25 protein-coding genes are annotated in these 24,845 nt (G+C 67.5%); 17 read left to right on the forward strand and 8 right to left on the reverse strand.

Annotation, left to right across the window (positions count from 1 at the left end):
- The first annotated feature begins 37 nt into the window (after positions 1-37).
- Positions 38-928, forward strand: coding sequence for a LysR family transcriptional regulator (locus ABIC90_RS25775; RefSeq protein ID WP_354359300.1), 891 nt, complete (start codon positions 38-40; stop codon positions 926-928).
- Position 929: 1 nt separating this feature from the next.
- Here the strand turns inward: ABIC90_RS25775 and ABIC90_RS25780 are convergent, their stop codons facing one another.
- Both ABIC90_RS25780 and ABIC90_RS25785 read right to left on the reverse strand, forming a co-directional pair.
- Positions 930-1,640, reverse strand: a complete 711-nt coding sequence (locus ABIC90_RS25780; protein WP_354359302.1) for a hypothetical protein — start codon at positions 1,638-1,640, stop codon at positions 930-932.
- On the reverse strand, positions 1,637-2,491 hold the full coding sequence (locus ABIC90_RS25785; RefSeq protein ID WP_354359304.1) for a hypothetical protein: 855 nt from the start codon (positions 2,489-2,491) through the stop codon (positions 1,637-1,639). Before ABIC90_RS25785 ends, ABIC90_RS25780 begins: the two co-directional genes overlap by 4 nt.
- Positions 2,492-2,645: 154 nt before the next feature.
- Between ABIC90_RS25785 and ABIC90_RS25790 the strand changes: the two genes are divergently transcribed.
- The 6 genes from ABIC90_RS25790 to ABIC90_RS25815 all read left to right on the forward strand — a co-directional run bounded on the left by ABIC90_RS25790 (position 2,646) and on the right by ABIC90_RS25815 (position 7,933).
- A complete protein-coding gene (locus ABIC90_RS25790) occupies positions 2,646-3,584 on the forward strand; it encodes an ATP-binding cassette domain-containing protein (RefSeq protein WP_354359306.1) in 939 nt (312 codons plus the stop codon).
- A gap of 3 nt (positions 3,585-3,587) precedes the next feature.
- Positions 3,588-4,427: an ABC transporter permease gene (locus tag ABIC90_RS25795; RefSeq protein ID WP_354359308.1), complete on the forward strand. Its 840-nt coding sequence runs from the start codon at positions 3,588-3,590 to the stop codon at positions 4,425-4,427.
- 83 nt (positions 4,428-4,510) lie between these two features.
- Complete coding sequence (locus ABIC90_RS25800; RefSeq protein WP_354359310.1) at positions 4,511-4,966, forward strand: MarR family winged helix-turn-helix transcriptional regulator; 456 nt, start codon at positions 4,511-4,513, stop codon at positions 4,964-4,966.
- Positions 4,967-5,050: 84 nt separating this feature from the next.
- A complete protein-coding gene (locus tag ABIC90_RS25805; protein WP_056576713.1) occupies positions 5,051-5,476 on the forward strand; it encodes an organic hydroperoxide resistance protein in 426 nt (141 codons plus the stop codon).
- A gap of 272 nt (positions 5,477-5,748) precedes the next feature.
- The gene (locus tag ABIC90_RS25810) at positions 5,749-6,864 is read left to right on the forward strand and encodes a DUF2855 family protein (protein ID WP_354359312.1); all 1,116 of its coding nucleotides are present in this window, start codon (positions 5,749-5,751) and stop codon (positions 6,862-6,864) included.
- Between the two features lie 34 nt (positions 6,865-6,898).
- Complete coding sequence (locus ABIC90_RS25815) at positions 6,899-7,933, forward strand: serine/threonine protein kinase (protein ID WP_354359314.1); 1,035 nt, start codon at positions 6,899-6,901, stop codon at positions 7,931-7,933.
- Here the strand turns inward: ABIC90_RS25815 and ABIC90_RS25820 are convergent.
- Positions 7,924-8,826 carry a LysR family transcriptional regulator gene (locus ABIC90_RS25820; RefSeq protein WP_354359316.1) on the reverse strand — a complete coding sequence of 301 codons (903 nt, stop codon included), beginning with the start codon at positions 8,824-8,826 and terminating at the stop codon, positions 7,924-7,926. The two genes, ABIC90_RS25815 and ABIC90_RS25820, sit on opposite strands and share 10 nt — an antisense overlap.
- Before the next feature lie 91 nt (positions 8,827-8,917).
- Between ABIC90_RS25820 and ABIC90_RS25825 the strand changes: the two genes are divergently transcribed.
- Genes ABIC90_RS25825 through ABIC90_RS25835 form a run of 3 tightly spaced genes read left to right on the forward strand, consistent with a single transcriptional unit; the run spans position 8,918 to position 12,813 of the window.
- On the forward strand, positions 8,918-10,639 hold the full coding sequence (locus ABIC90_RS25825; protein ID WP_354359319.1) for an acyl-CoA dehydrogenase family protein: 1,722 nt from the start codon (positions 8,918-8,920) through the stop codon (positions 10,637-10,639).
- Between the two features lie 25 nt (positions 10,640-10,664).
- Positions 10,665-11,651: a Bug family tripartite tricarboxylate transporter substrate binding protein gene (locus ABIC90_RS25830; protein WP_354359321.1), complete on the forward strand. Its 987-nt coding sequence runs from the start codon at positions 10,665-10,667 to the stop codon at positions 11,649-11,651.
- Positions 11,652-11,673: 22 nt separating this feature from the next.
- Positions 11,674-12,813: a CaiB/BaiF CoA transferase family protein gene (locus tag ABIC90_RS25835; RefSeq protein ID WP_354359323.1), complete on the forward strand. Its 1,140-nt coding sequence runs from the start codon at positions 11,674-11,676 to the stop codon at positions 12,811-12,813.
- Between the two features lie 36 nt (positions 12,814-12,849).
- Here ABIC90_RS25835 and ABIC90_RS25840 read toward each other — a convergent pair whose 3' ends face one another.
- Together ABIC90_RS25840 and htpG are read right to left on the reverse strand one after the other, a co-directional pair.
- Positions 12,850-13,449, reverse strand: a complete 600-nt coding sequence (locus tag ABIC90_RS25840) for a hypothetical protein (protein ID WP_354359325.1) — start codon at positions 13,447-13,449, stop codon at positions 12,850-12,852.
- Positions 13,446-15,500: a molecular chaperone HtpG gene (gene htpG / locus ABIC90_RS25845; RefSeq protein WP_354359327.1), complete on the reverse strand. Its 2,055-nt coding sequence runs from the start codon at positions 15,498-15,500 to the stop codon at positions 13,446-13,448. The genes ABIC90_RS25840 and htpG overlap by 4 nt, the downstream gene beginning before the upstream one ends.
- A 279-nt stretch (positions 15,501-15,779) precedes the next feature.
- On the opposite strand from htpG, the gene ABIC90_RS25850 reads away from it, so the two are divergent.
- From ABIC90_RS25850 to aqpZ, 7 genes are all read left to right on the forward strand, one after another.
- A complete protein-coding gene (locus tag ABIC90_RS25850) occupies positions 15,780-18,056 on the forward strand; it encodes a hypothetical protein (protein WP_354359329.1) in 2,277 nt (758 codons plus the stop codon).
- Positions 18,057-18,134: 78 nt separating this feature from the next.
- A complete protein-coding gene (locus ABIC90_RS25855) occupies positions 18,135-18,746 on the forward strand; it encodes a hypothetical protein (RefSeq protein ID WP_354359331.1) in 612 nt (203 codons plus the stop codon).
- Positions 18,739-19,371 (forward strand): hypothetical protein, encoded by a 633-nt coding sequence (locus ABIC90_RS25860; RefSeq protein ID WP_354359333.1) that lies wholly within the window; start codon positions 18,739-18,741, stop codon positions 19,369-19,371. Before ABIC90_RS25855 ends, ABIC90_RS25860 begins: the two co-directional genes overlap by 8 nt.
- A gap of 35 nt (positions 19,372-19,406) precedes the next feature.
- Positions 19,407-19,895: a hypothetical protein gene (locus ABIC90_RS25865; protein WP_354359335.1), complete on the forward strand. Its 489-nt coding sequence runs from the start codon at positions 19,407-19,409 to the stop codon at positions 19,893-19,895.
- The gene (locus ABIC90_RS25870) at positions 19,892-20,722 is read left to right on the forward strand and encodes a hypothetical protein (RefSeq protein ID WP_354359337.1); all 831 of its coding nucleotides are present in this window, start codon (positions 19,892-19,894) and stop codon (positions 20,720-20,722) included. The genes ABIC90_RS25865 and ABIC90_RS25870 overlap by 4 nt, the downstream gene beginning before the upstream one ends.
- Positions 20,722-21,372, forward strand: a complete 651-nt coding sequence (locus tag ABIC90_RS25875) for a hypothetical protein (RefSeq protein WP_354359339.1) — start codon at positions 20,722-20,724, stop codon at positions 21,370-21,372. The genes ABIC90_RS25870 and ABIC90_RS25875 overlap by 1 nt, the downstream gene beginning before the upstream one ends.
- Positions 21,373-21,560: 188 nt before the next feature.
- Positions 21,561-22,268 (forward strand): aquaporin Z, encoded by a 708-nt coding sequence (aqpZ, locus tag ABIC90_RS25880; RefSeq protein WP_354359341.1) that lies wholly within the window; start codon positions 21,561-21,563, stop codon positions 22,266-22,268.
- A gap of 28 nt (positions 22,269-22,296) precedes the next feature.
- Here the strand turns inward: aqpZ and ABIC90_RS25885 are convergent, their stop codons facing one another.
- From ABIC90_RS25885 to ABIC90_RS25895, 3 genes are all read right to left on the reverse strand, one after another.
- Positions 22,297-22,647: a hypothetical protein gene (locus ABIC90_RS25885; RefSeq protein WP_354359343.1), complete on the reverse strand. Its 351-nt coding sequence runs from the start codon at positions 22,645-22,647 to the stop codon at positions 22,297-22,299.
- Between the two features lie 117 nt (positions 22,648-22,764).
- Positions 22,765-24,162, reverse strand: a complete 1,398-nt coding sequence (locus tag ABIC90_RS25890) for a sensor histidine kinase (RefSeq protein ID WP_354359345.1) — start codon at positions 24,160-24,162, stop codon at positions 22,765-22,767.
- Entirely contained in the window at positions 24,159-24,815 is a 657-nt protein-coding gene (locus ABIC90_RS25895) for a response regulator (protein ID WP_354359347.1), read from the reverse strand. The genes ABIC90_RS25890 and ABIC90_RS25895 overlap by 4 nt, the downstream gene beginning before the upstream one ends.
- Positions 24,816-24,845 lie beyond the last annotated feature (30 nt).

Below are 24,845 nucleotides of genomic sequence, written 5' to 3' on the forward strand. Positions count from 1 at the left end.
TGTATTTGACTCCTGCGATTTCCGGTTTAATGACCGCATGGACCGTTTCAAAGCCATGCAGACCTTCGTTCAGATCGCCGACCAGGGCAGCATGACCCGCGCCGCCGCGGCGCTGGGCACCTCGTTGCCGGTGGTGGTGCGCTCGCTCGCCGCGCTGGAGGCGCACCTGGGCGTGCGGCTGTTCCACCGCACCACGCGCCGCCTGTCGCTCACCGACGAAGGCCGCCACTACCTGCCGAGCGCGCGCGAGGTGCTGCTCGCAGCCGACGCCGCGGACCTGGCGCTCAAGGACGAAGCGCGCGAACTCGGGGGCCATCTCACCATCACCGCGCCGGTGCTCTTCGGCCACATGTACGTGGCACCGGCCATCACGCGCTTCATGCAGCGCTACGACCAGGTGCGCTGCAGCGTGCTGCTGCACGACCGCACGGTGAACCTGCTGGAAGAAGGCATCGACGTAGGCATCCGCATCAGCCCGCTGGCCGATTCGTCCTTGGTGGCGCAAACGCTGGGCACCGTGCGCCGCGTGGTGGCGGCCAGCCCCGACTACCTGGCGCGCCACGGCACGCCGCGGCATCCGCGCGAGCTGGACGGCGCGCCCTGCGTGCGCGGCCATGTCGACGGGCCGACGCCATGGACCTTCCACGAAGGCGGCAAGACCCTGAGCGTGACGCCGCAAAGCCGCCTCGCGTTCAACCACCTCGCACCCGCCATCGAGGCCTGCGCCGCGGGCATGGGCTTCGGCAGTTTCTTCTCGTACCAGGTGCTGCCGCATGTGGCGCAGGGCCGCCTGGCACTGGTGCTGGAAGACTTCGAGCCGCCGCCGCGGCCGGTGAGCGTGATCTACCCGAATGCGCGGCTGCTGCCGGCGCGCACGCGGGCCTTCATCGACTGGATGAAGGCGGAGTTCAGCGGGTTGCGGATGTAGATCACCCGGCGGGCGGCGCGGGAGGCGCGGGCAACGGCCGGCCTTCGCACAACGCGCCGGCATCGCTTGCCAGGCTGCGCACCGCCTCTTCCATGCCGAGGTTCAGCACCGACATGAACTCGCTGTTGCCGCTGGCCCAGTTGGTGCGCGTGCCCATGCCGTGGTACTGGCGCACAACGACCTCGCCGCCCGGCAGCCGGTAGCTCGCCTGCAGCACCACGTGCGAGACGAGGTTGAGCCCGGCAGACCAGCCATGGGCGAGGCGCAGCGCCACCTCGGCCGTGACCTGCCGCGCGGCGGCGGGCGGCGCGGATGCGCCCACCACGGTCTGGAAACCATAGCGCCGCGTCGACTGCAGCGCATCGCGCGTCCATGCGCCCGCGTCGCCGCTCTTGAGCGACTGCATGGTCCTGGGCGTGGCGTGGACGGTCGGCATCATCAGCGTGAGGTTGCCGGCGTTGGCCTTGTTGCTGCGGGCATCTTCGATCTTCGGCAGGTAAAGCGTGCAGCCCTGGGGCACGCGAAGGACTTCGACCGGCGGGCCGTTGGGGCGCTGCTCCTGTTCAGGGGCCTGCTCGTAGACCATGCTGAGCGGCTCGCTCTCGGTCATGGCATGCACGAGGCCGGGCGTTGCAAGGAAAGCCGCCAAGGGCAGCAGCGCGGCATGCGCGGCGGCGGCGAAGGCTGTGCGAAACAGGTGCTGCGGCTTCATGGCGCGACGTTCCTTACCGTGTACATCGCGTTGTCCTGGTCGCGAAACACCACGCGCCCCGGCAGCTCGTCGAAGCTCTGGCCCGCCAGGGTGAACCACGTGCCGTTGACGTTGAAGCGCGCTGTCCTGATGCCGCCGGAGCGCGCACCGGCGATGTCCATGCCCAGCACATGCAAGGTCTGCTTCACCGAATCGCGCATCACCGCCTTGAGCACCTGCCCGTCGTTCGCGGTAAGCCGCCGGATGACGGTGGCGCGCGCGCCGCCGCCCAGCGGCGTCTGGAAGATGGTGGCGGAACGGTATGAAGGCTCGCTGTTGCCCGCCTGCCAGAGAAAGGCCGAGGTGCGCGTGGTGAAGGCGCCCAGCCCCGGCTCCAGCGCGTACTGAAGCAGCAGCACCAGGTAGGCAGGGCCGGTCTTCGTGGCGGCGATGCGGGCCTCGTGCACGGCCTTGTCGGGCATGGCGGCGAGCACCTGCGACGAGGCGATCTTCAAGGGGAACGATGTGGGCTCGGCCAGCAGCTCGCCGAATGCCAGGCCGGCCTCGTCGCGGTAGTCGTAGTCCAGCAGCGGGCCGACGATGGCCTGCACTTCGGCACTCATCTCCTTTTGCCGCGACTGCTGCACCGAGGAATCGATCAGCGCGCCGATCAGCCCGCCGCCCGTGGCGGCGCTCAGGCCTGGCGCCTGCGCGGAGAACATGAAGCTCTCCTGCGCCACGACCAGGCGCACGTCGACCGACTGGACCCTGGCCCGGTCCGCGCTTGCCAGCGGCCGGTGAAAAAATGGTGCGCAGGCGGTCAGCAGCAGCAACACCGACAACACCGACAACGCCGACAGCAAACGAAGCATCTTTGGGTCTCCCCCGCGATATCGGAACAAGAAGCCAGTACGCGAACACGCACCCGGGCGTGGATTGTGCCGGGAACTTGCGCGCAAGACGCGCGCCTTGTCCATCGGTTGATCCGCTGCCGACGCCTGTCGCGTGCCTGGGCCAGAATGCCCTGTGCCTTCTTCTTTTACCTCCCCCCTCTTTCGCGTCAGCCATCTGCGCAAGCGCTATGGCGACACCACGGTCGTGGACGACCTGTCGTTCGAGATCGCACCCGGCGAGTGCCTGGGCGTGATCGGCCCGAACGGCGCCGGCAAGACCACCACCATCCGCATGTGCCTGGGCCTCACCGCGCCCGACGGCGGCGAGATCTCGGCCCTGGGCCTGCAGATGCCGCGCGATGCGCTGGCCATCAAGGCGCAGCTGGGCGTGGTCACGCAGTTCGACACGCTGGACCCCGACTTCAGCTGCGCCGAGAACCTGGTGGTGTACGGGCGCTACTTCGGCTTCGGCAAGGCAGAGGTGCGTGCACGCGTGCCGCAGTTGCTGGACTTCGCTGCGCTCTCGCACAAGGCGGATGCGAAGCCGGGCGAGCTCTCGGGCGGCATGCGTCGGCGGCTGTCGCTGGCGCGCGCGCTGGTGAACGACCCCAAGCTGCTGCTGCTCGACGAGCCGACCACCGGGCTGGACCCGCAGGCGCGCCACCTGATGTGGGAACGTCTGCAGGTGCTGCTGCAGCAGGGCAAGTCGATCCTGCTGACCACGCACTTCATGGACGAAGCCGAGCGCCTGTGCTCGCGCCTGCTGGTGCTCGACCATGGCCGCAAGATCGCCGAAGGCAAGCCGCGCGACCTGATCGCCGAGCATCTGGAGCCCGACGTGGTCGAGGTGTACGGCAACGGTGCGCTCGCGCTGGCCGAATCGCCCGAACTCAAGGCGATGGCGGCGCGCGTCGAGGTGAGCGGAGAGACGGTGTTCTTCTACACGCAGGATGCGCGGCGGCTGCTCGATGCACTGACGCAGCATGCGGGCCTGCGCACCTTTCATCGCCCAGCAAATCTCGAAGACCTTTTCCTGAAGCTCACCGGACGGCAGATCCGCGAGGACGGCTAGACCATGAACACAACGACTGCAACGACAACGACGAACAACACGCCGGCTCCGCCTTCCGTGTGGCGCGCGCCCGAAATCTCGCTGCGCTGGTGGCCCGTTTTTTTGCGCAACCTGCTGGTGTGGCGCAAGCTCGCGATACCCAGCCTCATCGGCAACATCGCCGAGCCGCTGATCTGGCTGGTGGCCTTCGGCTACGGCATGGGCGCGCTGGTGGGGCAGGTGGCGGTGGACGGCGTGAAGGTGCCCTACATCCTGTTCCTGGCAAGCGGCTCCATCTGCATGAGCGCGATGAATGCCGCGAGCTTCGAGGCGCTGTACTCCGCGTTCTCGCGCATGCATGTGCAGAAGACCTGGGACGGCATCATGAACGCGCCCGTGGGCCTGGACGACATCGTGATGGCCGAGATGCTGTGGGCGGCCTTCAAGTCGATCTTCACCGTCACCGCCATCCTGTTCGTGATGCTCGGATTGGGCATCAGCCACAGCCCGAAGCTCATCGTCGCGTGGCTGGTGCTGATCGGTGCGGGCATCACCTTCTCGTCGATCGCGCTGATCTTCAACGCGCTCGCCAAGGGCTACGACTTCTTCACCTATTACTTCACGCTGTTCATGACGCCGATGATGTTCCTGAGCGGCGTGTTCTTTCCGCTGGAGCAGTTGCCCTCGGCGGTGAAGGCGGTGGCCGCATGGCTGCCGCTGACCAACGCGGTGGCGCTGGTGCGGCCGCTCTTCATGGACCAGTGGCCGGCCGACTGGTGGCTGCATGCGGGGGTGTTGGCGGTGTATGCGGTGGTGGCGTTCTGGGTCGCGCTGGCGTTGACGCGCAAGCGGTTCCGGGCCTGAAGCCGCACGCCTGATCGCATCCGGAAACGGATGCTTTCAAATTTAAATTGCACACAATTTAATTGCTCACTACAATCCAGCTCATGCGCTCCACCAAGGTCACTGCCGACGACATGCTCAAGCTGGACAACCAGCTGTGCTTCGCGGTGTATTCCGCCTCGTTGGCGATGACCCGGCTCTACAAGCCGGTGCTCGAAAAGCTGCAGCTCACCTATCCCCAATACCTCGTCATGCTGGCCCTCTGGGAGCAGGACGGGCCGATGGTGTCCGAACTCGGCGAACGCCTCTCGCTCGACTCCGGCACGCTCACCCCGCTGCTCAAGCGCCTGGAGGCCAGCGGCTACGTGGCCCGGGTGCGCGACGTGGCCGACGAGCGCCGCGTGCACATCACCCTCACCGCCGCGGGCCGCAAGCTCAAGGCCCGCGCCGCCGATGTGCCGGGCTGCCTCATGGCCGCCGCCCAGTGCTCGGTGCCCGAGCTCATTGCGCTCACCCAGCAGATCCAGACCCTGCGCGACCGCATCAAGAAGGCGGCCTGACACCTCACGATTTCTCCCGGCTTCGATCCAGCAAAGAGAGAAGCTTTTTTCACCCCTCCCTCATCCATCACCAAAGGAATCACCATGACCACCAAGCTCGACAAAGTGCTCTACACCGCAGAAGCCCACACCGTCGGCGGCCGTGACGGCGCAGGCAAGTCCAGCGACGGCGCGATCGACGTCAAGCTCAGCTCGCCCGGTTCGGGCAAGCCCGGCACCAACCCCGAGCAGCTGTTCGCGGTCGGCTACGCCGCCTGCTTCATCGGCGCGATGAAGGCCGTGGGCCCGAAGATCAGCGTGAAGGTGCCCGAGGACGTGGCCATCGACTCGAAGGTCTCCCTGGGCCCGACGAACGGCGGCGCTGCCTACGGCATCTCGGTGCAGCTGGCGATCACCCTGCCAGGCCTGGACGACGCACAGAAGAAGCTGCTGGTCGACACGGCCCACCAGGTCTGCCCGTACTCGAACGCCACCCGCGGCAACATCGACGTCGAACTCACCATTGTTTGAGCTCGCCCCCAGGCTTCGCGCACTTCGTGTCGCGTGCGCCTTCCCCTACCGGGGGCAACACCTGAGGCCCGGCAAAGCCGGTTCCTCGGTGTTCGCTTGAAGGGACCCGACAATTTCAGAGAAAGCGCCCCAGCCAAATGCAGGGGCGCTTTTTTCATGGCCGGGGTTGTCTCACGGGTGACGCGGAAAGGGACAACGCGATAGCGCCTTTCATCAAGCTTGGCTAACGTGGCCGCACGCCTCGCAACTCACACCACCGTGGAGATCGCCCCATGAGCACCACCAGCCTCCTGATCCGCAAGGACAGCCTCCCCACCACGCGCCTGCACACCGCCACCGACCTGCCATTGGTCGACGGCCAGGTGCGCGTGCGCATCGACAGCTTTGCGCTCACCTCCAACAACATCACCTATGCCGCCTTCGGCGATGCAATGAGCTACTGGCAGTTCTTTCCCTCGGAAGAAGACGGCTGGGGCAGCATCCCCGTGTGGGGCTTTGCGAGCGTGGTGCAGTCGCTGCACCCGGGCGTGGCGGTGGGCGAGCGGCTCTACGGCTACTGGCCGATGGCGTCGAGCGCGGTGCTCAGCCCCGACCGGCTCTCGGCCGCGCGCTTCACCGATGCGGCGCCGCACCGCGCCGAGCTGCCCGCGGTGTACAACCAGTACTTCCGCTGCAACGCCGATCCGCTCTACACCACCGACACCGAAGACCTGCAGGCGCTGCTGCGCCCGCTGTTCATCACCTCGTGGCTGATCGACGACTTCATGGCCGACAACGATTTCTTCGGCGCCGGCACCATGCTGCTGTCGAGCGCGTCGAGCAAGACGGCCTACGGCACGGCCTTCCAGTTGCACCAGCGCAAGGGGATCGAGGTGATCGGCCTCACATCGCCCGCCAACGTGGCCTTCTGCCAGAGCCTGGGCTGCTACGACCGCGTGGTGAGCTACGACGCACTGGACAGCATCGCGGCCGATACGCCCTGCGTCTACATCGACTTCGCGGGCAACGGCGGGTTGCGCACGGCGATCCACACGCGCTTTGCGCAGCTCAAGTACAGCAGCTCGATCGGCGGCACGCATGTGGAGCAGCTCTCGGCCAAGGGCGCGGGCAAGGACATGCCCGGCCCGCGCGCCACGCTGTTCTTCGCGCCCGCGCAGATCAAGAAGCGCACTGCCGAGTGGGGCGCCGACGAGTTCGGCCGCCGCATGGTGGCCGCCTGGCACGCCTTCCTGGCCACGGTGACCGACGCGAGCAACCCCTGGCTGCACGCCGAGCACCACGACGGCGGCGAGGCCGTGCAGGCCGCCTATGCGCAGGTGCTGGCGGGCAAGGGCGACCCGCGCGCCGGCCATATCCTTTCGTTTTACAAGCAAGCGGGCAGGCTGTAGGCGGCTTGGGGGTCCGTGTAGCGACAATCGCTGCATGACCCCTTCTCCCGCGGCGCCCGCCAACACCCATCCCTACGAGAGCCTCACGCCCGACGTGGTGCTCGACGCGCTCGCGACGCTGGGCCTGCACGGCGACGGCCGGCTCACCGGCCTGAACTCCTATGAAAACCGGGTCTACCAGGTGTTCCTGGAGGACCGCAGCGCCGTGGTGGTCAAGTTCTACCGCCCCGAACGCTGGAGCGAAGCCGAGATCCTCGAGGAGCACGGCTTCTCGCTCGAACTGGCCGCGGCCGAAGTGCCCGCAGTGCCGCCGCTGGTATTCGACGGCAAGACCCTGCACCACCACGCGGGGTTCGCCTTCAGCGTGAGTCCGTACCGGGGCGGCCGCGCGCCGGAGCTCGACAACTTCGAGGTGCTCGAATGGGTGGGTCGCTTTCTGGCGCGCATCCACACCGTGGGCAGCTCCAAGCCTTTCGAGGCCCGCCCCGCCCTCGACCTTCAGACCTTCGGCCTCGACTCGCGCGACTGGCTGCTGGAGAACGACAAGATCCCGCTCGACATGCAGCGCGACTGGGAAAAGATGTGCAACCAGTCGCTGGACATGGTCCGCGCCACTGCACTGGCGCTGCAGCCGCCGGCCTCCGACTTCAAGCCGCGCAAGCTGCGCCTGCACGGCGACGTGCACCCCGGCAACATCCTGTGGACGCCGACCGACCGCCCTGGCGGCGGCCCGCACTTCGTCGACCTGGACGACGCGCGCACCGGCTTTGCTGTTCAAGACCTGTGGATGCTGCTGTCTGGCGACCGCGCCCAGCGCACCTCGCAGCTGTCGGGCCTGCTCGACGGCTACGAGCAGTTCCGCGAGTTCGACCGCCGCGAACTCGCGCTGATCGAGCCGCTGCGCACGCTGCGGCTCATTCACTACAGCGCCTGGCTGGCGCGCCGCTGGGAAGACCCGATCTTCCCGATCAACTTTCCGTGGTTCGGCTCCAGCGACTACTGGAAGGGGCAAATCCTCGTGCTGGAAGACCAGTGCGAGCAGATGGCGGAAGAGCCGCTCTACGCCTGAGCCTCCGCTTCAGCCGTAAGGCTATCCGCCACGCCCTGCAGCAAGCGCTCGACCAGCACGTTGGGCGGGCCGCTGCGCCACACGCCGTAAGCCTCCGACTGCGCCACGGCCCTGTCGAGCGGCCGGAACACCGCGCCGCGAAGCGCCGAATTGCGCATCGCCTGCGGCACCAGCGCGACGCCCATGCCTTGCGACACGAGCGACACCACGGCCAGCCAGTGGCGCACCTCGTGCCGCACCTCGGGCAGAAAGCCAGCATCGGCGCAGATCGACAGGATGCGCTCGTGATAGTCGGGTGAAGCCTCGCGCGAGAACAGCACGAAGGGTTGGTCGCGCAGGTCGGCCGGGGCCAGCACCTTCTTGCGTGCGAGCGAATGCCCGGCAGGCAGGCAGCACACGAAGGGCTCCGACAGCAGCAGGCGGTGATGCAGCTCGGGCGGCATGCGGCTCGTGTGGACGAAGCCCAGGTCCAGCCGGTCGTGCAGCAACTCGGCGATCTGCACACCCGAGTTGAGTTCATTCAGCGTGATGCGCACTGCCGGGTGCTTCGCCTGGAATGCGCGCAGTGCCGGCGGCAATCCGCGATAGAGCATCGCGCCGACGAAGCCGATGCGCAGCCGGCCCGCCGAGCCTGTCGCCACATCGCGCGCTTCGGTCGCGGCCTCTTGCGCCTGCTGCAGCAATCGCCGTGCCGAAATGCGCAGCGCCTCGCCCGCGTGCGTGAGCCGCACCTCCTTGCTGTTGCGCTCGAACAGCCGCGCGCCCACCGATTCCTCGAGCTGCCGGATGGCGACGGACAGCGGCGGCTGCGAAATCGACAGACGCCGCGCTGCGCGACCGAAGTGCAGCTCTTCGGCCAGCACACCGAAATACCGCAGATGACGCAATTCCATGAATAGGCAGATCAGATTGAACAAGACCAATTCGATATTAGACACAGATCGTCTCGGCTTCAACAATGCAGCGAACCAGGAGACAAGACACATGTCCGAGAACGCCGTTCACGCCGCGTCGCCAGCCGCGCACGCCCATCCGATCCCCGACCGCCACGGCCAGAACCTGTTCACCGTCGACACCGAGCTGCACGGCCTGCTCGCGCTCTACCTGCCCGACGACCTGCGCGTCCATATGCAGCCGCACTTCGAGCGCCTCGGCGGCCTTGCGGGCGGCCTGCTCGACGAACTGGCGGGCACCGCCGACCGCAACCCGCCCACGCTGAAGCAGCGCACGCGCACCGGCCTGGACGATCAGAAGATCGTCAAGCACCCGGCCTATGTGGAGATGGAGCGTCTGGCGCTCAGCGAATTCGGCCTGGCCGCGATCTCGCACCGCGACCAGACGCTGGGCTGGAAGGGCAAGATGCCGCCGCTGGTCAAGTACGTGCTGACCTATCTCTTCGTGCAGGCCGAGTTCGGGCTGTGCTGCCCGGTCTCGATGACCGACTCGCTCACGCGCACGCTCAAGAAATTCGGCAGCCCCGAGCTGGTCGCGCGCTTCCTGCCGCGCCTGACCTCGCTGGACTTCGACGAGCTCGCGCAAGGCGCGATGTTCATGACCGAGCAGGCCGCGGGCTCCGACATCGCGGCCACCGCGACGATGGCACAGCGCGAAGGCGACGGCAGCTGGCGCATCACCGGCGACAAGTGGTTCTGCTCGAACCCCGATGCCGACTTTGCGATGGTGCTCGCGCGCGCAGAAGACGGCGCAGCGGGCATGAAGGGCGTGTCGCTGTTCCTGCTGCCGCGCCGGCTTGAGGACGGCAGCCTCAACCACTACCGGATCATTCGCCTGAAGGACAAGCTGGGCACGCGCTCGATGGCCAGCGGCGAGATCCGGCTCGAGGGCGCGATCGCGTACCTGGTGGGCGAAGAAGGCCGCGGCTTCGTGCAGATGGCCGACATGGTGAACAACTCGCGCCTGTCGAACGGCGTGCGCGCCGCGGGCCTCATGCGCCGGGCAGTGGCCGAGGCCGAGTACATCGCCTCGGAACGCCGCGCCTTCGGCCGCACGCTAGCCCAGATGCCGCTGATGCAGCGCCAGCTCGACAAGCTGCGCGTTCCGGCCGAGCAGGCGCGCACGATGGTGTGCCAGACCGCGCTGGCGCTGGCACGCTCCGACGCCGGCGAGCCCGATGCGTATGCGCTGCTGCGCATCCTCACGCCGCTCATCAAGTTCCGTGCGTGCCGCGATGCGCGCAAGGTGACGGGCGATGCGATGGAAGTGCGCGGCGGCTGCGGCTACATCGAGGAGTGGAGCGATCCGCGCCTTGTGCGCGATGCGCACCTGGGCTCGATCTGGGAAGGCACGAGCAACATCGTGGCGCTGGACGTGATCCGTGCGGTGAAGCGCGAAGGCTCGCTGCCGGTGCTGCGCGCGCACTGCGAAAAGCTGCTGGACGATGCGGCGCTCGCACCTGCTTTCGCCAAAGCCTTGCGCGATGCACTGGCGCGCGCCGCAGCGCTGGCCGAGACCGCCGCACGCGAAGGCGGCGACGTGCTCGCGCGCCAGGCTGCCTCGGCGCTCTACCACTGCACGAGCAGCATCGCGATGACCTGGGAGGCCAGCCACACCCACTCGGCCGCGCGCCTGCGCTGGGCGCAACTGGTGCTGCTGCACCGCGTGCTGCCGCGCGATCCGCTTGCGCCCGATGCGATGCCCGCGGACTGGAATCTCGCCGCCGCGCGCACCGCCACAGACATCGCCTGATTCACAAAACAACGGAGACATCCCCATGCGACACCTCACCCGACTTCTTGCTGCAATCAGTGCCTGCGCCGCGCTGCTGAGCGCCGCCCCCGCCGTACAAGCCCAAGGCTCGTTCCCCACCAAGCCCCTGGTGCTGGTCGTGCCCTTCCCGCCCGGCGGACCGACCGACGCCATGGCCCGCACGCTCGCCGCCGAGATGAAAGACCGCCTCGGCCAACCCATGATCGTGGAGAACCGCGCGGGCGCGGGCGGCAACATCGGCGCCGAGTACGTGGCGCGCGCCGAGGCCGACGGCCACACGCTGCTGTTCGGCACCTCCGGCCCGCTCGCCATCAACGCGAGCCTCTACCGAAAGATCAACTACGACCCGGTGAAAAGCTACGCGCCGGTGATCCAGGTCGGCTATCTGCCGAACATCCTGGTGGTCAACCCGGCACTGCCGGTGAAGACCGTGCCCGAACTGGTCGCGTATGCCAAGGCCAACCCCGGCAAGCTCAGCTATGCGTCGTCGGGCAACGGCGCCTCGTCGCACCTGGCGGGTGTGCTGTTCAATTCGGTGGCGGGCACCGACCTGCAGCACATCCCGTACAAGGGCACGGGGCCGGCGCTCAACGACCTCCTGGGCAACCAGGTCAGCATGACCTTCACCGACATCCTCACCGCGCTGCCTTACGTCAAGGCCGGCAAGCTGCGCGCGCTGGGCGTGGCGACGCTCGCGCGCTCGCAGGCGCTGCCCGAGGTGCCGACGATTTCGGAGCAGGGCTACAAGGGCTATGACGTGAGCGTGTTCTTCGGCATCGTCGCGCCGGCCGGCACGCCCGCGGACCGCGTCACCAAGCTCAACCATGCATTCGCCGAAGTGCTGAACTCGCCGAAGGTCAAGCAGATGTTCGCCGCGCAAGGGCTGGAAGCCTCGGCCGATACCTCGCCGCAGAAGCTCGGCCAGTTCATCGTGAGCGAATCGGCCAAGTGGAAGGACGTCGTGAAGACCTCGGGCGCGCAGCTCGATTGATGGCCACGCACGGAGCACTCGCATGACACCGACCCAAGGCGCCCTCTCGGGCATCCGTGTGCTGGACATCTCGCGCATCCTCGGCGGTCCCTACTGTGGCCAGATCCTGGGCGACCACGGCGCCGACGTGCTCAAGGTCGAGCCGCCGCAGGGCGACGACACCCGCACCTGGGGCCCGCCCTTCAAGGAAGGCGTGGCCTCGTACTACCACGGACTCAACCGCAACAAGCGCGTGCAGCACCTGGATTTCTCGACCGAAGAAGGCCGCGAGGCGCTGCTCGCGCTGGTGGCCGAGGCCGACGTGCTGATCGAGAACTTCAAGACCGGCACGATGGAACGCTGGGGCATCGGCTACGAGACGCTGTCGCTGCGCTTTCCGCGCCTCGTGTGGTGCCGCGTGTCGGGCTTCGGCGCCGACGGGCCGCTGGGCGCGCTGCCCGGCTACGACGCGGCGGTGCAGGCCATGACCGGCATCATGAGCATCAACGGCGAGGCCGACGGCGGACCGCTGCGCGTGGGCCTGCCGGTGGTGGACATGGTGACGGGGCTGAACGCGGTGATCGGCGTGCTGCTGGCGCTGCAGGAGCGCCAGCGCAGCGGACGCGGACAGTTCGTGGAAGCGGCGCTCTACGACAGCGGCCTCTCGCTGCTGCACCCCCACGCCGCCAACTGGTTCATGGACGGTACGGCGCCGCGCCGCACGGGCAACGCGCATCCCAACATCTATCCCTACGACGCGCTCGCCACAGGCACCGACCCGGTGTTCGTGGCGGTGGGCAACGACCGGCAATTCGCCAGCCTGTGCCGCTGCATCGGCCTGCCCGAACTCGCGGACGACCCGCTCTACCGCACGGCCGGTGCGCGCTCGGTGCACCGCGACGGGCTCAAGCAGCGGCTCGAAGCGGCGATGGCGGCTTTCGACGGCCGCACGCTGGTCGATCAGTTGATGGCCGCCGGTGTGCCCGCGGCGCCGGTGCTGCCGGTGGCCGATGCGCTGCAGCATCCGCACACGCTGCACCGCGAAATGGTGGTGGAAATGCCCGGCGGCTACCGAGGCATCGGCGCGCCGGTCAAGCTGAGCCGCACGCCGGCGAGCTACCGCCATGCGCCGCTGACACCGGGCAATGCATTCCTGCCCGCTGATGACTCAGCGCAGCACTGAACTGCCCCGGCCAATGCCGTAGCACCTGCGCGGCCATCAAGGCGCGATGGGATTGCCCGGCGTGCCGAGCGCGCCGGCCGGCACGGCAGCGGCGGGCACGGCTGGCGTGCGGTAGGAGACGCGCGCAGCGGGCACAGGCTGCGGCGCGGAAGAAGCCACCGGCCGGGTGACGCCGCCCTTGGTGACCATGACCGGCGGGGTCGGCGCGATCGGCGCGACAGGAGACACTGCAGCCAGGGGCGCGGCAGGGTTGGCCGCCGCCACAGCCGCGGAAGTCACCGGTGCGGCGCCGCCCGGGGGCGCGAACGCCGGCTTTCCCGCATTGGGGTCGTGCAGCACCACGCTCTTGCCCACACCCACGCCGGTGCCGATCGGCCCGATGCCGACACCGACCCCCACGCCCGCGTTGCCGGCCACTACACCGGTGTTGTTGACCGACACGCCCGCGCCCAGCGGGCCCCAGCCGGTGTTCAGGCCCACGGAAAAGTTGCCGTCCTTCGTGGCGCCCAGCCCAAGCGAGAGCCCGGGCACCAGCGGAATGCCGATGTGATAGTGAGAACAGCCGCTCACCAGAAGCAGCAGCACCGCCGCCGAGGCGGCGCTTGCTGCACGAACGGTGCGCGGCCGGGCGTTCACACCAGCAGCGCGTTGACGCGCCTCACATAGGCGGCGGGGTCGGCCGGCAGACCGCCCTCGGCGAGCAGGGCCTGGTCGAACAGGATGTTGGCGAGGTCGTCGAAATGCTCGGAGCCTTCGAGCTTCTTCACCAGCGCATGCTCGGCGTTGACTTCGAGCACCGGCTTCAGGTCGGGCGCGGGCTGGCCGGCTTGCTTGAGCATGCGCGCGAGCTGCGTGCTCATGCCGCCGTCCTCGGCCACCAGGCAGGCGGGCGAATCGACCAGGCGCGTGGTCACGCGCACGTCGCCGGCCTTGTCCTTGAGCGCTTCCTTGAGCTTTTCCAGCAGCGGCTTGAAGGACTCGGCGGCTTCCTCGGCCGCCTTCTTCTCGGCTTCGTCCTGCAGCTTGCCCAGGTCGACCGCGCCCTTGGCCACGCTCTGCAGCGGCGTGCCGTCGAACTCGGTGAGGTAGTTGAGCGCCCACTCGTCGACGCGGTCGGTCATCAGGAGCACTTCGATGCCCTTCTTCTTGAAGACTTCGAGCTGCGGGCTGTTCTTGGCACCCGGGAGCGTGTCGGCGGTGATGTAGTAGATCGCGTCCTGGCCTTCCTTCATGCGCGCCTTGTAGTCGGCAAAGCTCACGGTGGCCGCATCGCTGGTGGTCGAAGCAAAGCGCAAGAGCTTGGCGATGCGGTCGCGGTTGGCCATGTCCTCGCCCAGGCCCTCCTTGAGCACCGCGCCGAACTCGGCGTAGAACCTGGCGTACTTGCCGGACTCATCGGCGTGCGCGGCAGCGGCTTCCGCGGCCGGGGTGCCGTTCTTGTCGACCACGTCGGTCACATCGGCTCCGTCGGCGAGCGCTTCGGTCGGCTCGGGAGCCGGCACCGATTCGCCCGAGCCCACGTCGATCTTGCCCTCGACGCTGTCGGGTGCGGTCTTCTGCTTCTTCGCCAGGTCTTCGAGCATGGAGAGCACGCGCTTGGTGCTGCCCTCGCGGATAGCCTTGACGTCGCGGCTTTCCTGCAGCAGCTCGCGGCTCACGTTGAGCGGCAGGTCGGCCGAGTCGATCACGCCCTTGACGAAGCGCAGGTAGCTGGGCATCAGCGCCTCGGCGTCGTCCATGATGAAGACGCGCTTGACGTACAGCTTCACGCCCGCGCTCTTCTCGCGGTTCCACAGGTCGAACGGCGCCTTGGCGGGGATGTAGAGCAGCTGCGTGTATTCGGTGCTGCCCTCCACGCGGTTGTGGCTCCAGGCGAGCGGCGCCTCGTAGTCGTGGCTGATGCTCTTGTAGAACTCCGCGTACTGCTCGGACGTGATGTCCTTCTTGGGACGGCTCCAGAGAGCGTTGGCCTTGTTGACCGTTTCCCATTCGCCGGTTTTCACCATGTCGCCGGGCTGGTCGTTCTCGCCTTCCTTCCACTCTTCCTTTTCCATGAGGATCGGCAGCGAGATGTGGTCGGAATACTTGCCGACGATCTGCTTGATCTTCCAGGCGTTGAGGTATTCGTCGGCATCGTCGCGCAGGTGCAGCGTGATGCTGGTGCCGCGCTCGGCGCGCGTGATGTCGGCCACCTCGAAGTCGCCCGCGCCGCCGCTGACCCAGCGCACGCCCTGCTCGGCCGGAACACCCGCGCGGCGCGATTCCACCGAGATTTTGTCGGACACGATGAAGCCCGAATAGAAGCCCACGCCGAACTGGCCGATGAGCTGCGCGTCGGCCTTCTGGTCGCCGCTCAGCTTGCTCATGAAGTCCTTGGTGCCGCTCTTGGCGATGGTGCCCAGGTTCTCGATGGCCTCCTGGCGCGACAGGCCGATGCCCTTGTCGGTGATGGTGAGGGTGCGCGCGGCCTTGTCGAACGAGATGCGCACGTCCAGCTCGGGCTGGTCTTCGTACAGATCGGGCTGGTCCAGCGCCTCGAAGCGCAGCTTGTCGCACGCATCCGACGCGTTCGAGATCAGCTCGCGCAGGAAGATTTCCTTGTTGGAGTAGAGCGCATGCGTGACGAGGTGCAGCAGTTGCGCGACTTCAGCCTGGAAGGGGAGTTTGGTGTTGGAGGAGTCAGCCATTGGGACAAAAGGGTTGGATCGAAAAAATTCTAAGTCGGCACGGCGACCGAGAGACGACGCGGCACCAACTTCTTCAGCTGGGGTTCGGTGTTCCAAAAACAACGGTTTGGCTTGAAAAAAGCGGAAATTTTCACAGTTGAGTCACAAAAATCTGGCCCCCGCGCCTAAAACGAATACTTTAGACCCATATAAGTTACCTAAGTTAACAATTCTGGACTAGCCTCCGCACCCAGTGATCAATCAGGGCCGCGATGCCCGAAGGAACGGAGATGTTGTTGAATGACGAGTGTTGCCCTGTCGACTTCCACCGGCCCCGCCGGCATGTCGTGGCGCCTCGTCTTCGCCCGGTTGGGCGTCGGCAGCGCGGCCGCGATGGCCTGCCTTGCAGCACAGGCGCAGACCGCTCCGGAGAAGGCGGCGACCATGCCATCCGTCGCCGCTGATGTCCGCATCCAGTCCATGGACCGCGCCCAGGCGGAGCAGGCGCGCCTGAAGGCGCTCATCGAGGCCGCGCCCAAGGCCTACCAGGACAACTTCATGAGCGCGCCTGAAGCGGGCGCCGCAGCCGCCGAGGATGCCGCCTCGCAGGCCGAGCAACCGCAGGGCTTTCGCGCCTGGCTGGTCGAGAGCCGCATCGGCTTCGGCGATTCGAAGACCACCGGCTACGGCCGCCAGCGCGCAACCGAGTTCGGGCAGCGCCTGGAATATCGGCAGGAAACACTGAACTACGGGGAGTTCGTGCTGCAGGCGGATGGGCGGCATTTGAGCGGCGACGGCTTCGTCAGCGGTGGGGCCATCGGTGCACTGGGCTATGCCCGGCAGCCGACCAGCGGTCGCTTCACGCTGCGCAACCTGGGCTTTCCGCTCACCACGCAGACCTTCGCCGACAGCGCCGTGGGCGACATCTACAGCGAGCTGACCGATGGCCTGAGTCGCAACTACCGCCTCTCGCTGGGCTCGACGACGGTTCGCGGTGCCTCGACGCGCATCTTCAGTAACGATACCGATGTGCGCGCGGGCTTCGGCCAGCGCGGCAACCTCACAGGCGGCCCATACCCGGGTTTCGAGAAGAGCCAGGGCACGCTCGGCTGGCTGGGTCTGACGCGACGCCTGGACGACCAGTGGGTCGTCTCTGCGCAGGTGGACCAGGCGCGCGACATTCCAGCCTACTACTTCGATCCGGTCACCGCACAGGGCCTCGGCTCGAAGAACGTCTCGAGTTGGGCCACCTCGCTCGGGTACGGCCGCGAGGTGGTCCGCGATGGCGACTTCAAGGCGCGCGCCACGCTGGTGGGCAGCCGCGCGAGCTCCCAGACCCCCGGCGTTGCCACCGGCAGTTCGCAGGGGCTGTTCCTCGAGGCCAGCACGCTCGCCGGCGCCTATCGCCACGAGTTCGGCGCGTATGCGGCACGACCCAACCTGTACTTTGGCGACTACGCACTGACCACAGGCACCCGTGGCGTGTACTGGCGCGTCGACCGCAGCGCCCGCAGCATGAACTGGGGCGCCTCCATCGATCACGAGCGGGCGGCGCCGAACGACAGCTTCAACCTGGCGGGATACACCCGCACCGGCGCGAGCGGCAACTTCCAATACCTGCTGGACCGCCACACCTCGTTCGGCGGCAGCCTGAGCGTCTTCCAGACACGCTATGAAAGCGCTGCGACTGGCGGGCCTTCGGAAGCGGCCAGCGGCGCACGCAGCCTCTACGGCAACGCGTTCTATCAGACTCGTTTCTTCGACTGGCCTCGCAGCCGCTTCAACCTGTCAGTGCGACGCAACGAAGCCATCGTGCTCGGTTCCGGCACGGCCACCGGACAGGAGTTGCAATGGGAACAGGATTGGGTCGGGGGCCGCTACGAAACGATGCGCCCCGAACTGACCACGACGCTCGGCTTCGCTCGCGACGAAAGCGGCGGCACGCCGCAGCACTACCCCACTGCCGGGGTGCAGTTCCGTTACTGGATCGCCAGCGGCTTCAGCGTCCTGGGCAACCTGCGCTACACCTCGCAGCATGGCGGCCTCTCCACGAGCCGCGGGCTGTCGGGCACGCTGAGTGCCGAGAAAGAGATTGCCCCCGGATGGCGCGCGGGCATCGCCGCCAATCTGAACCAGGCGCGCGCCACCACGATGCCGACCTCGCCGAACACCCCGCGGCTCTTTCGCACCAACGACAAGACGGTCTACATCTTCCTGCGCTGGGAGGGCAGCGCCGGCTCGGCCTTCCAGACGGCAGGGGCACGCGGCAACAGTGCCGGCGGCGGCAGCGTGGCGGGCCGGGTGTTCCTCGATGCCAACCGCGACGGCGAGCAACAGATCGACGAAGGCGGCGCGGCCAGTGTCGAGGTGGTGCTGGACGGCCGCTACCGCACCGTGACCGACCGCGACGGCCGTTTCGAGTTTCCGCTGGTGACGACCGGTCGCCACCAGCTCACCCTCACCCCCGAAACCGTGCCGCTTCCCTGGGGTGCAGCACGGGATGCCGGTGTGAGCATCGATGTTCCGCTGCGTGGCCAGGCCACAGCTGCGATCGCCGTGGTCAAGGTGGGGCAATGACCACGCTCGGCTTGCTACCCCGTGAAGGCATTTCCGCCTCGTATTTTTTGAACCACTGAAAACCAAGGAAACTGAAACATGAAATCCCGCATGAAGTTGCTCACCGCCATCACCGGCATGGCCATGACGTTGGGCGGCGGCACGGCCCTGGCTGAAAGCCAGTACGGCTATGGCACGGGCGCTCCGGCCGTGACCGCGCAGGCGCGCCTCAACCTGAGCGTGACGGTGCCCAAGCTGATCTTGCTGCGCGTCGGCACGCAGACCGGCGGCGGTGACTCGCTGGCCTGGACCGCCCCGCTGACGTGGGCCACGGCACCCGCTATCACCACCGCCAACAACCAGGCCGCCAACTGGGACGGCACGGCACCGACCATTGGCACAGTGACCAACCCGGCCGCCGTGCCCGTGTTTGCATGGACCAACAGCAGCGGCGGTGGATCGCTGAGCTACACCGCCGCTGCGTTTGCAGCCGGAGGCCCGACCCTGGCAAACATTTCGGTGGCGTCCGGAGCGGGTCTGGCGCACCCCGGCGCAGCAACGCTTGCAACCAGCAGCGGCGCCGCACCAAGCACCTTCGGCGCCGCCACCCTTGCAACCGGCACCTGGACGTTCTCGCTGACAGGTTCGGCGGTGACCTGGCTGCCAGGCGCCTACACGACCATCATCACGTACACCGCCACCAGTGTCTGAACGATTCCACCCGGCGTTTCCATCGACGCAAAAATTGCGCTCCATGGCGCGTCGGGCGCTCGCGCCCGCGTTCCTCGCCTGCATCGCGCCGAACGCGGGCGCTGTGTTCACCTATGCCAGCACCAATGCGCCCTACGGCATCACGCTGCAGGTCGGCTCGGCGGTTGCTGTCGATGAGGTGGCCTTCAATGTGACAGGCGCCAACGTCGGCCTCACGCCGACATCGGTTGCCGGTTCGCAGCCGATCACCATCCGCATCAGCCCCAGCCGACCCTCGATGCTGTTTGCCGAAACGCGGCCCGTGACCCTCACCGTCGACGTGCCGGCCGGATTGAACTGCACGACCTTCAGCAGCTGCGGCAACACCATCATTCCGTTCAGCACGATCAGTTGGGTCTCGACCAATGCGACCAGCCCCAATCAGGGCGACATCCAGAGCGGCACCTTCGCCAACAGCACGACGCAGTCGCTCGCCAGTTTCAATGCGGCAACAAGCGCCTTTCTTATTTTCAACAGCGACACCCGCTTCATGGCCAACACCCTGACTTTCCGTTACGCCAACACCACGGTGTACCCAGCAGGGAGTTACCGTGGCAAGGTGCGGTTCACAGCCACGATGGTCTGATGAAGACTGCGACTGCTTCACCGATGCGTAGGCGCTTGGCCGCCAGCGCGCTCGCTTGCCTGTCGGGCCTGCCTGGCCTGGCGCAGGCCGTGGTCGAACGGCTTGACGATTCGACATCGCCCAGCGCGCAGGTGCATGCCACCCTGGACGACGGGGCGGCGCTCACGGCACCTCGTGCGCCCTTTTCTTCGGTGCTGCAAGTCCCTTTCGGACGAGTCCACTATCGCCTTTCCACTTCGCGCTACATCGGCCGTCATGCCCGCATCTACTACGTGTTGCCGATGGCCATTCCAGGCTTGCGCTCGCCTGCCGGCCTGCAGGTGAGTTGGCGTACCAACGGTTTGTTTGCCGCCGGCACCGGCCGACCGGGCGACCGGATTCCGGTATGGACTGGCGTGGTGCGCGATGCCTGGACGAACGAGTCGCTCGATCTGACCTGGCAACTGGACGTGCGAGAGCTGCGGCTGACCCGCGGCATGCCCCTCGGCTTCGAGGCTTATTTCGAGATAGAGACATTGCCATGAAACTGCTTTCAACTTCCCCGCTGCGGGTGCTTCGCGCCATTGCGCCGCTGATGCTGGCCGTTGCGGCATCGGTCACCTGGGCCGCCCCGTTCGAGATCGCCGTCATGCCCTCGCGCTTCGAGTTGTCCGCCAAAAGCGGCGTTCGCCTCGGCCAGTCGCTGGACATCCACAACGTGGGCAACGCCGCCACCGAGGTGTCGGTGCGAACCCTCGATTGGCGCTACTCGCCCGAAGGCGATATTGCGTACCTGGACCCTTTGCAACCCGACAGCTGCCGGCCGTGGGTGACACTGGAGCGCAAGACGGTCAAGGTGGCTGCGCGCGGCAAGGCCAGCTTCCGCTTCCAGATCGACCCGCCAACCGACGCACCGCGCGGCGAGTGCCGCTTCATGCTGGCGATCGAAGGGGTAGAGCCTGCCTACCAGGCAGCCATCGGCCAAGGCGGCGCAAGCCTCAGCCTTCCTGTCAGCGGACGCATCGCCGTGGCGGTTTATGTACAGATGAACGGCGCGGAGCCGAAGCTGGTGCTGAGCGAGGTCGGCATGAAAGACATTCGCGGCAAGCGCTCGCCCTATGTCACGATCAGCAACACCGGCGACGCACACGGGCGGCTCGAAGGCAGCCTCGAGGCGACCGATGCGGCCGGAACTGCTTTCGACTTGGCGCCGGAAGGCACCCCCATCATGCCGGGCCAGACCCGCGCGATCCCGCTGCAACTGAAGGGCGATGCCCAAGGCAAGGCGCCGGCGCCGGTCTATCCCCTGAAGGCCAGCGGCACCCTCGAGTGGGAAAAGGGCGGCTTCAAGGTGAACGCCGAGTTCCGCTGATGCAGCCCGGCATTCGGCCACTCTTGCACGTCCTGCGTGCGGGACTCGGTTGCGTCGTGGCCGCGACATGGCTTTGCACAGCGCAGGCTGGCACGACCACCACGACCGGCCTTGGCAACCCCGCGTCGGCCGATCTGAACTTTGCGATCAACATCGACAAGTTCGTGTTCTTCCGGCTGGGCAACAGCGCCTGGCCCGCGGAGGACCCGGGCATCAGCGGCATTGCTTTCAATCTCACGCCCTCGATCCCGGGTGGACCGACAACCCCGGTCGCCGTCAACAACGCGTCGGCCAACTGGAGCGGTGGAGCACCCAACTTCGCCGTCACGCCCAACGGCAGCGCGCTGCCCGTCGAAGTGCGCAGCAACGCCGGGCAGATCAGCTTGCGCGCCTCGGTGGTGCTGCCGCTCGCCAGCGGCACCAACACCATTCCATTCTCGGAGATCACGATCACCACCAGCAACCCGGCGCTGCCCGCTCCCGCCATTCCCAACACCGGCCTCGGCATCACCGCAAATGTCACGCCCACGAGTCCCGACAACTTCGTGACCTTGCGCAGCGCGACCTGGACCTTCTTCTACGCCAATCTGATCAACCGGCCCGCCGGCGCCTACACGGGCCAGGTCATGTTCACAGCCACCTCACCCTGACACTGCTCGAGGTATTGAGGCCTTCCGTACACACGCAACGCAGTTGCGGCACCGCACAAAACTTCGCGATCCGTGAAGAGATGCCGTTCACAGCCAGGCGGTGCTCGACGCCATGCTTTTCCCGCTCCAGAATCCGCCCGCGCCAGGCAGCCGCCGGGCGCGATTATTCATATGGAGGATGGAGCGTCATGGAACACAGTACCTACAAAAAATGGTCGGCGGAGTTCATTGGTACTTTCTGGCTCACGCTCGGAGGCTGCGGCAGCGCAGTCCTGGCGGCGGCCTTCCCCGGCTTGGGCATCGGCCTGCTCGGGGTTTCGCTGGCCTTCGGTCTCACGGTGGTGACCGGGGCCTATGCGCTGGGGCCGATCTCGGGCGGCCACTTCAATCCGGCGGTGTCCATCGGCCTCGTGGCCGCGGGACGCTTCAAGGTCTCGCAGCTCGCGGGCTACATCGTGGCGCAGGTGCTCGGCGCCGTGGCGGCGGCCGGCATTCTCTACCTGATCGCCACAGGCAAACCGGGTGCCGACATCGGCGGCTTCGCCACCAACGGCTATGGCGAGCACTCGCCCGGCAAGTACGGACTGTATGCAGCCGCGCTGTGCGAGGTCGTGATGACGGCGGTGTTCCTGATCGTGATCCTCGGCGCGACCGCCAGGCGCGCGGCGGGCGGCTTCGCGGGCATGGCCATCGGCCTGTGCCTGACGCTGATCCACCTGATCTCGATCCCCGTGACCAACACCTCGGTGAACCCGGCGCGCAGCACGGGCCCGGCGCTGTTCGCACCGTCCTATGCGCTCGCCGAACTGTGGCTGTTCTGGGCCGCGCCCATCGCGGGCGCGATCCTCGGCGCGGTGATCTACCGCGTGCTGCTGAGCAACGGCAACGACGACTGAGCGACGCCGCTGCCGTTGCGTCCGCCGGTCAGCTGCCGCTGGCCGAGTTCACCAGCGGCAGCGAGGTCGACTGGCCGATGGCTTCGGTGCCGCTCGCATGCGAAGCCGCAAAGGCGCCGGCCTGAACCTCGGTGTCGGACACCGTCGACATCATCGCGGGCGCGCCGGTCGACTGGCCGATGGCTTCGCTGCCGGTCGCATGGGCGGCGGCGATGGCGCCGGCCTGCACATCGGGCAGCTCGGGCGAATTCATCTGCAACGGATGGAAGTCGGAGCCATCGGTCGTTTCGGCCGATGCGTTGATGGCACCCAGCGCTGCGAGCGCAGCGAAGGAGCCGACGGCCAAAAGCTTGAAAGAAAACTTCGAAGAGGTGCGCATGGTGTGTTCTCCTGAGGGCTGTTTGTTTTCAGGTCTCGTGCCATCGCGCGATATGCATGTGTGGCAGGACCTGCACGCACTCTAGGCACCCAGACTGAGCGGACGATGAGCGAAGACTTAGCCCGGCGTGAGCGGCAGATGCACCCGCGCCATCAGGCCCGGGCCGGCATCGCCCGCGCCATCGTCACCGCGGTTGCGCAGTTCGATGCGCAGGCCGTTGCGCTCGGCGGCGGTGCGCGCAATCGCCAGCCCGAGCCCGCTGCCGCCGGCCGCTGAGCCGGGCACGCGGAAGAAGCGGTCGAACACGCGCCCCATCGCGTCCGCCGGAATGCCGGGGCCGTTGTCCAGCACGTCGACCACCGCATGGCCGTCCACCTCGTGCAGCCGCACGTCGACCACGCCGCCTTCGGGCGCATAGCGCAGCGCGTTGTCGATCAGGTTGTCGAACACGCTGCGCAACTCGGCGGCCGGGGCCGGCACCACGGGCGTGATGCGGCCCTCGAAGCCCACGTCCACGCGGCGCGCGTCGGCCAGCACCATCAGCTGGCTCACGCTCTCGCGCAGCAGCACCTCGATGTCGACCGGCTCGCTCGCGGTGGCGCGCCGCGGCGCGTCCTGCCGCGACAGGCTCAACAGCTGCTCGATGAGGTGCTGCGCGCGCGTGACGCCCGCTTCGAGCTGATTGAAGCGCTCGGTGGCCTCGCCGGCCGGCACGTGCGCGCGCAGGTTCTCGATCTGCAGGCCGATGGCCGCCATCGGCGTGCGCAGCTCGTGCGCCGCGTCCTGCACGAAGCGCCGCTGCGTGGCGAAGGCGCTGCGCACGCGCGCGAGCAGGTTGTTGAAGGCGCCGACCAGCGGCGCGATTTCTTCGGGCACGCGCGCGAGCGACAGGTCGGTCGGGCTGCGCTCGTCCTGCGAGGCGACGTCGCGCGCCACCACACGCAGCGAGCGCGAGGCCGACGAGACGATGAGCCACAGGATCAGCAACGCCGCCGGCAGCAGCAGCGCGATCGGCAGGCTCTCGAGCAGGGCGCGCCGCAGCGCGCGGCGGCTGCGGTAGTCCTCGTTCTGCAGCACCTGCACGCGCGGCTGGTCGGCGCGCGGGCCGGGCTCGGCGGTAAAGACACGCCAGTTCGAATGCGCAGGGTCGTCCATGCTGAGGTTGCGAAAGCCGTCGCCGGGCTGCAGCGGCACCGACAGCGCGGGCCACGAACTCGCGCGCAGCGTGCCGCCGTCGGCGCTCCAGATCTGCACGACGAAGGCGCCGCGCGAGAGCGCCGCTTCGCCGGCGACCGGGCGCGGCGTCTTGGCCGGATCGTTGCCCGCATACGACTCGGCCACCAGCCGCATCTGGTCGTCCAGCGCGTTGTGGACCAGGTTGCCGAACGCGAGAAAGGAAAACCATACGGTCGCCAGCGCGCCGACCAGGTGCAGCGTGATCAGCCACAGCAGCAGCCGGGTGCGCAGCGAGCGGGGCCGCCACCAGCGGGCGGCCTGCGCGGCGCCGTCGGTCATGCGGCCACGCGCCAGCCCAGGCCGCGCACATTGCGGATGGACTCGGCACCCAGCTTGCGGCGCATGCCGTGGATCAGCACGTCGATGGCATTGCTGGTCACTTCCTCGCCCCAGCCGTAGATGCGGTTCTCCAGCTGCTCGCGCGAGAGGATGGCGCCGGGCCGCTCCAGCAGCGCATGCAGCAGCGCGAATTCGCGCGCGGTGAGCGCCTCCCGCGCGCCGTTCACCAGCACCTCGCGCGTCGTGAGGTCCAGCTGCAGCACGCCGCTGCCCACCAGCGAATGCGCGGCCCCGTCGCGGCGCCGCACGATGGCCCGCATGCGCGCGAGCAGTTCGCGGAATTCGAAGGGCTTGAGCAGGTAGTCGTCTGCGCCCAGGTCCAGGCTGTGGATGCGGTCGTCCAGGCCGTCGCGCGCGGTGAGCACCAGCACCGGAGTCGCGTTGCCGCGTTCGCGTGCACGGCGCAAGACCTCGGTGCCGTCCTGTTTGGGCAGGCCCAGGTCGAGCAGCACGCAGGTGTAGTCGCCGTCGCCCAATGCGCTTTGCGCGAGCTCGCCGTCGCGCACCCAATCCACGGACCAGCATGCGCCCTCGAGCGCCTGTTTCAGGCTGCGCCCGATCATTTCGTCGTCTTCCACCAAAAGCACGCGCATTGCGGCGACTCCTTGGGCGGCAAGGTAGCA

Origin of the sequence: Variovorax boronicumulans, assembly GCF_040544675.1 — a bacterium.
GTDB classification, from domain to species: Bacteria; Pseudomonadota; Gammaproteobacteria; order Burkholderiales; family Burkholderiaceae_C; genus Variovorax; species Variovorax boronicumulans_D.

Bases quoted from the DNA above. Each gene is read 5' to 3' on its own strand.
- ABIC90_RS25775 (WP_354359300.1), top strand. From the start codon at position 38: ATGGACCGTTTCAAAGCCATGCAGACCTTCGTTCAGATCGCCGACCAG.
- ABIC90_RS25780 (WP_354359302.1), bottom strand. From the start codon at position 1,640: ATGAAGCCGCAGCACCTGTTTCGCACAGCCTTCGCCGCCGCCGCGCAT.
- ABIC90_RS25785 (WP_354359304.1), bottom strand. From the start codon at position 2,491: ATGCTTCGTTTGCTGTCGGCGTTGTCGGTGTTGTCGGTGTTGCTGCTG.
- ABIC90_RS25795 (WP_354359308.1), top strand. From the start codon at position 3,588: ATGAACACAACGACTGCAACGACAACGACGAACAACACGCCGGCTCCG.
- ABIC90_RS25800 (WP_354359310.1), top strand. From the start codon at position 4,511: ATGCGCTCCACCAAGGTCACTGCCGACGACATGCTCAAGCTGGACAAC.
- ABIC90_RS25805 (WP_056576713.1), top strand. From the start codon at position 5,051: ATGACCACCAAGCTCGACAAAGTGCTCTACACCGCAGAAGCCCACACC.
- ABIC90_RS25810 (WP_354359312.1), top strand. From the start codon at position 5,749: ATGAGCACCACCAGCCTCCTGATCCGCAAGGACAGCCTCCCCACCACG.
- ABIC90_RS25815 (WP_354359314.1), top strand. From the start codon at position 6,899: ATGACCCCTTCTCCCGCGGCGCCCGCCAACACCCATCCCTACGAGAGC.
- ABIC90_RS25820 (WP_354359316.1), bottom strand. From the start codon at position 8,826: ATGGAATTGCGTCATCTGCGGTATTTCGGTGTGCTGGCCGAAGAGCTG.
- ABIC90_RS25825 (WP_354359319.1), top strand. From the start codon at position 8,918: ATGTCCGAGAACGCCGTTCACGCCGCGTCGCCAGCCGCGCACGCCCAT.
- ABIC90_RS25830 (WP_354359321.1), top strand. From the start codon at position 10,665: ATGCGACACCTCACCCGACTTCTTGCTGCAATCAGTGCCTGCGCCGCG.
- ABIC90_RS25835 (WP_354359323.1), top strand. From the start codon at position 11,674: ATGACACCGACCCAAGGCGCCCTCTCGGGCATCCGTGTGCTGGACATC.
- htpG (WP_354359327.1), bottom strand. From the start codon at position 15,500: ATGGCTGACTCCTCCAACACCAAACTCCCCTTCCAGGCTGAAGTCGCG.
- ABIC90_RS25850 (WP_354359329.1), top strand. From the start codon at position 15,780: ATGACGAGTGTTGCCCTGTCGACTTCCACCGGCCCCGCCGGCATGTCG.
- ABIC90_RS25855 (WP_354359331.1), top strand. From the start codon at position 18,135: ATGAAATCCCGCATGAAGTTGCTCACCGCCATCACCGGCATGGCCATG.
- ABIC90_RS25870 (WP_354359337.1), top strand. From the start codon at position 19,892: ATGAAACTGCTTTCAACTTCCCCGCTGCGGGTGCTTCGCGCCATTGCG.
- ABIC90_RS25875 (WP_354359339.1), top strand. From the start codon at position 20,722: ATGCAGCCCGGCATTCGGCCACTCTTGCACGTCCTGCGTGCGGGACTC.
- aqpZ (WP_354359341.1), top strand. From the start codon at position 21,561: ATGGAACACAGTACCTACAAAAAATGGTCGGCGGAGTTCATTGGTACT.
- ABIC90_RS25885 (WP_354359343.1), bottom strand. From the start codon at position 22,647: ATGCGCACCTCTTCGAAGTTTTCTTTCAAGCTTTTGGCCGTCGGCTCC.
- ABIC90_RS25890 (WP_354359345.1), bottom strand. From the start codon at position 24,162: ATGACCGACGGCGCCGCGCAGGCCGCCCGCTGGTGGCGGCCCCGCTCG.
- ABIC90_RS25895 (WP_354359347.1), bottom strand. From the start codon at position 24,815: ATGCGCGTGCTTTTGGTGGAAGACGACGAAATGATCGGGCGCAGCCTG.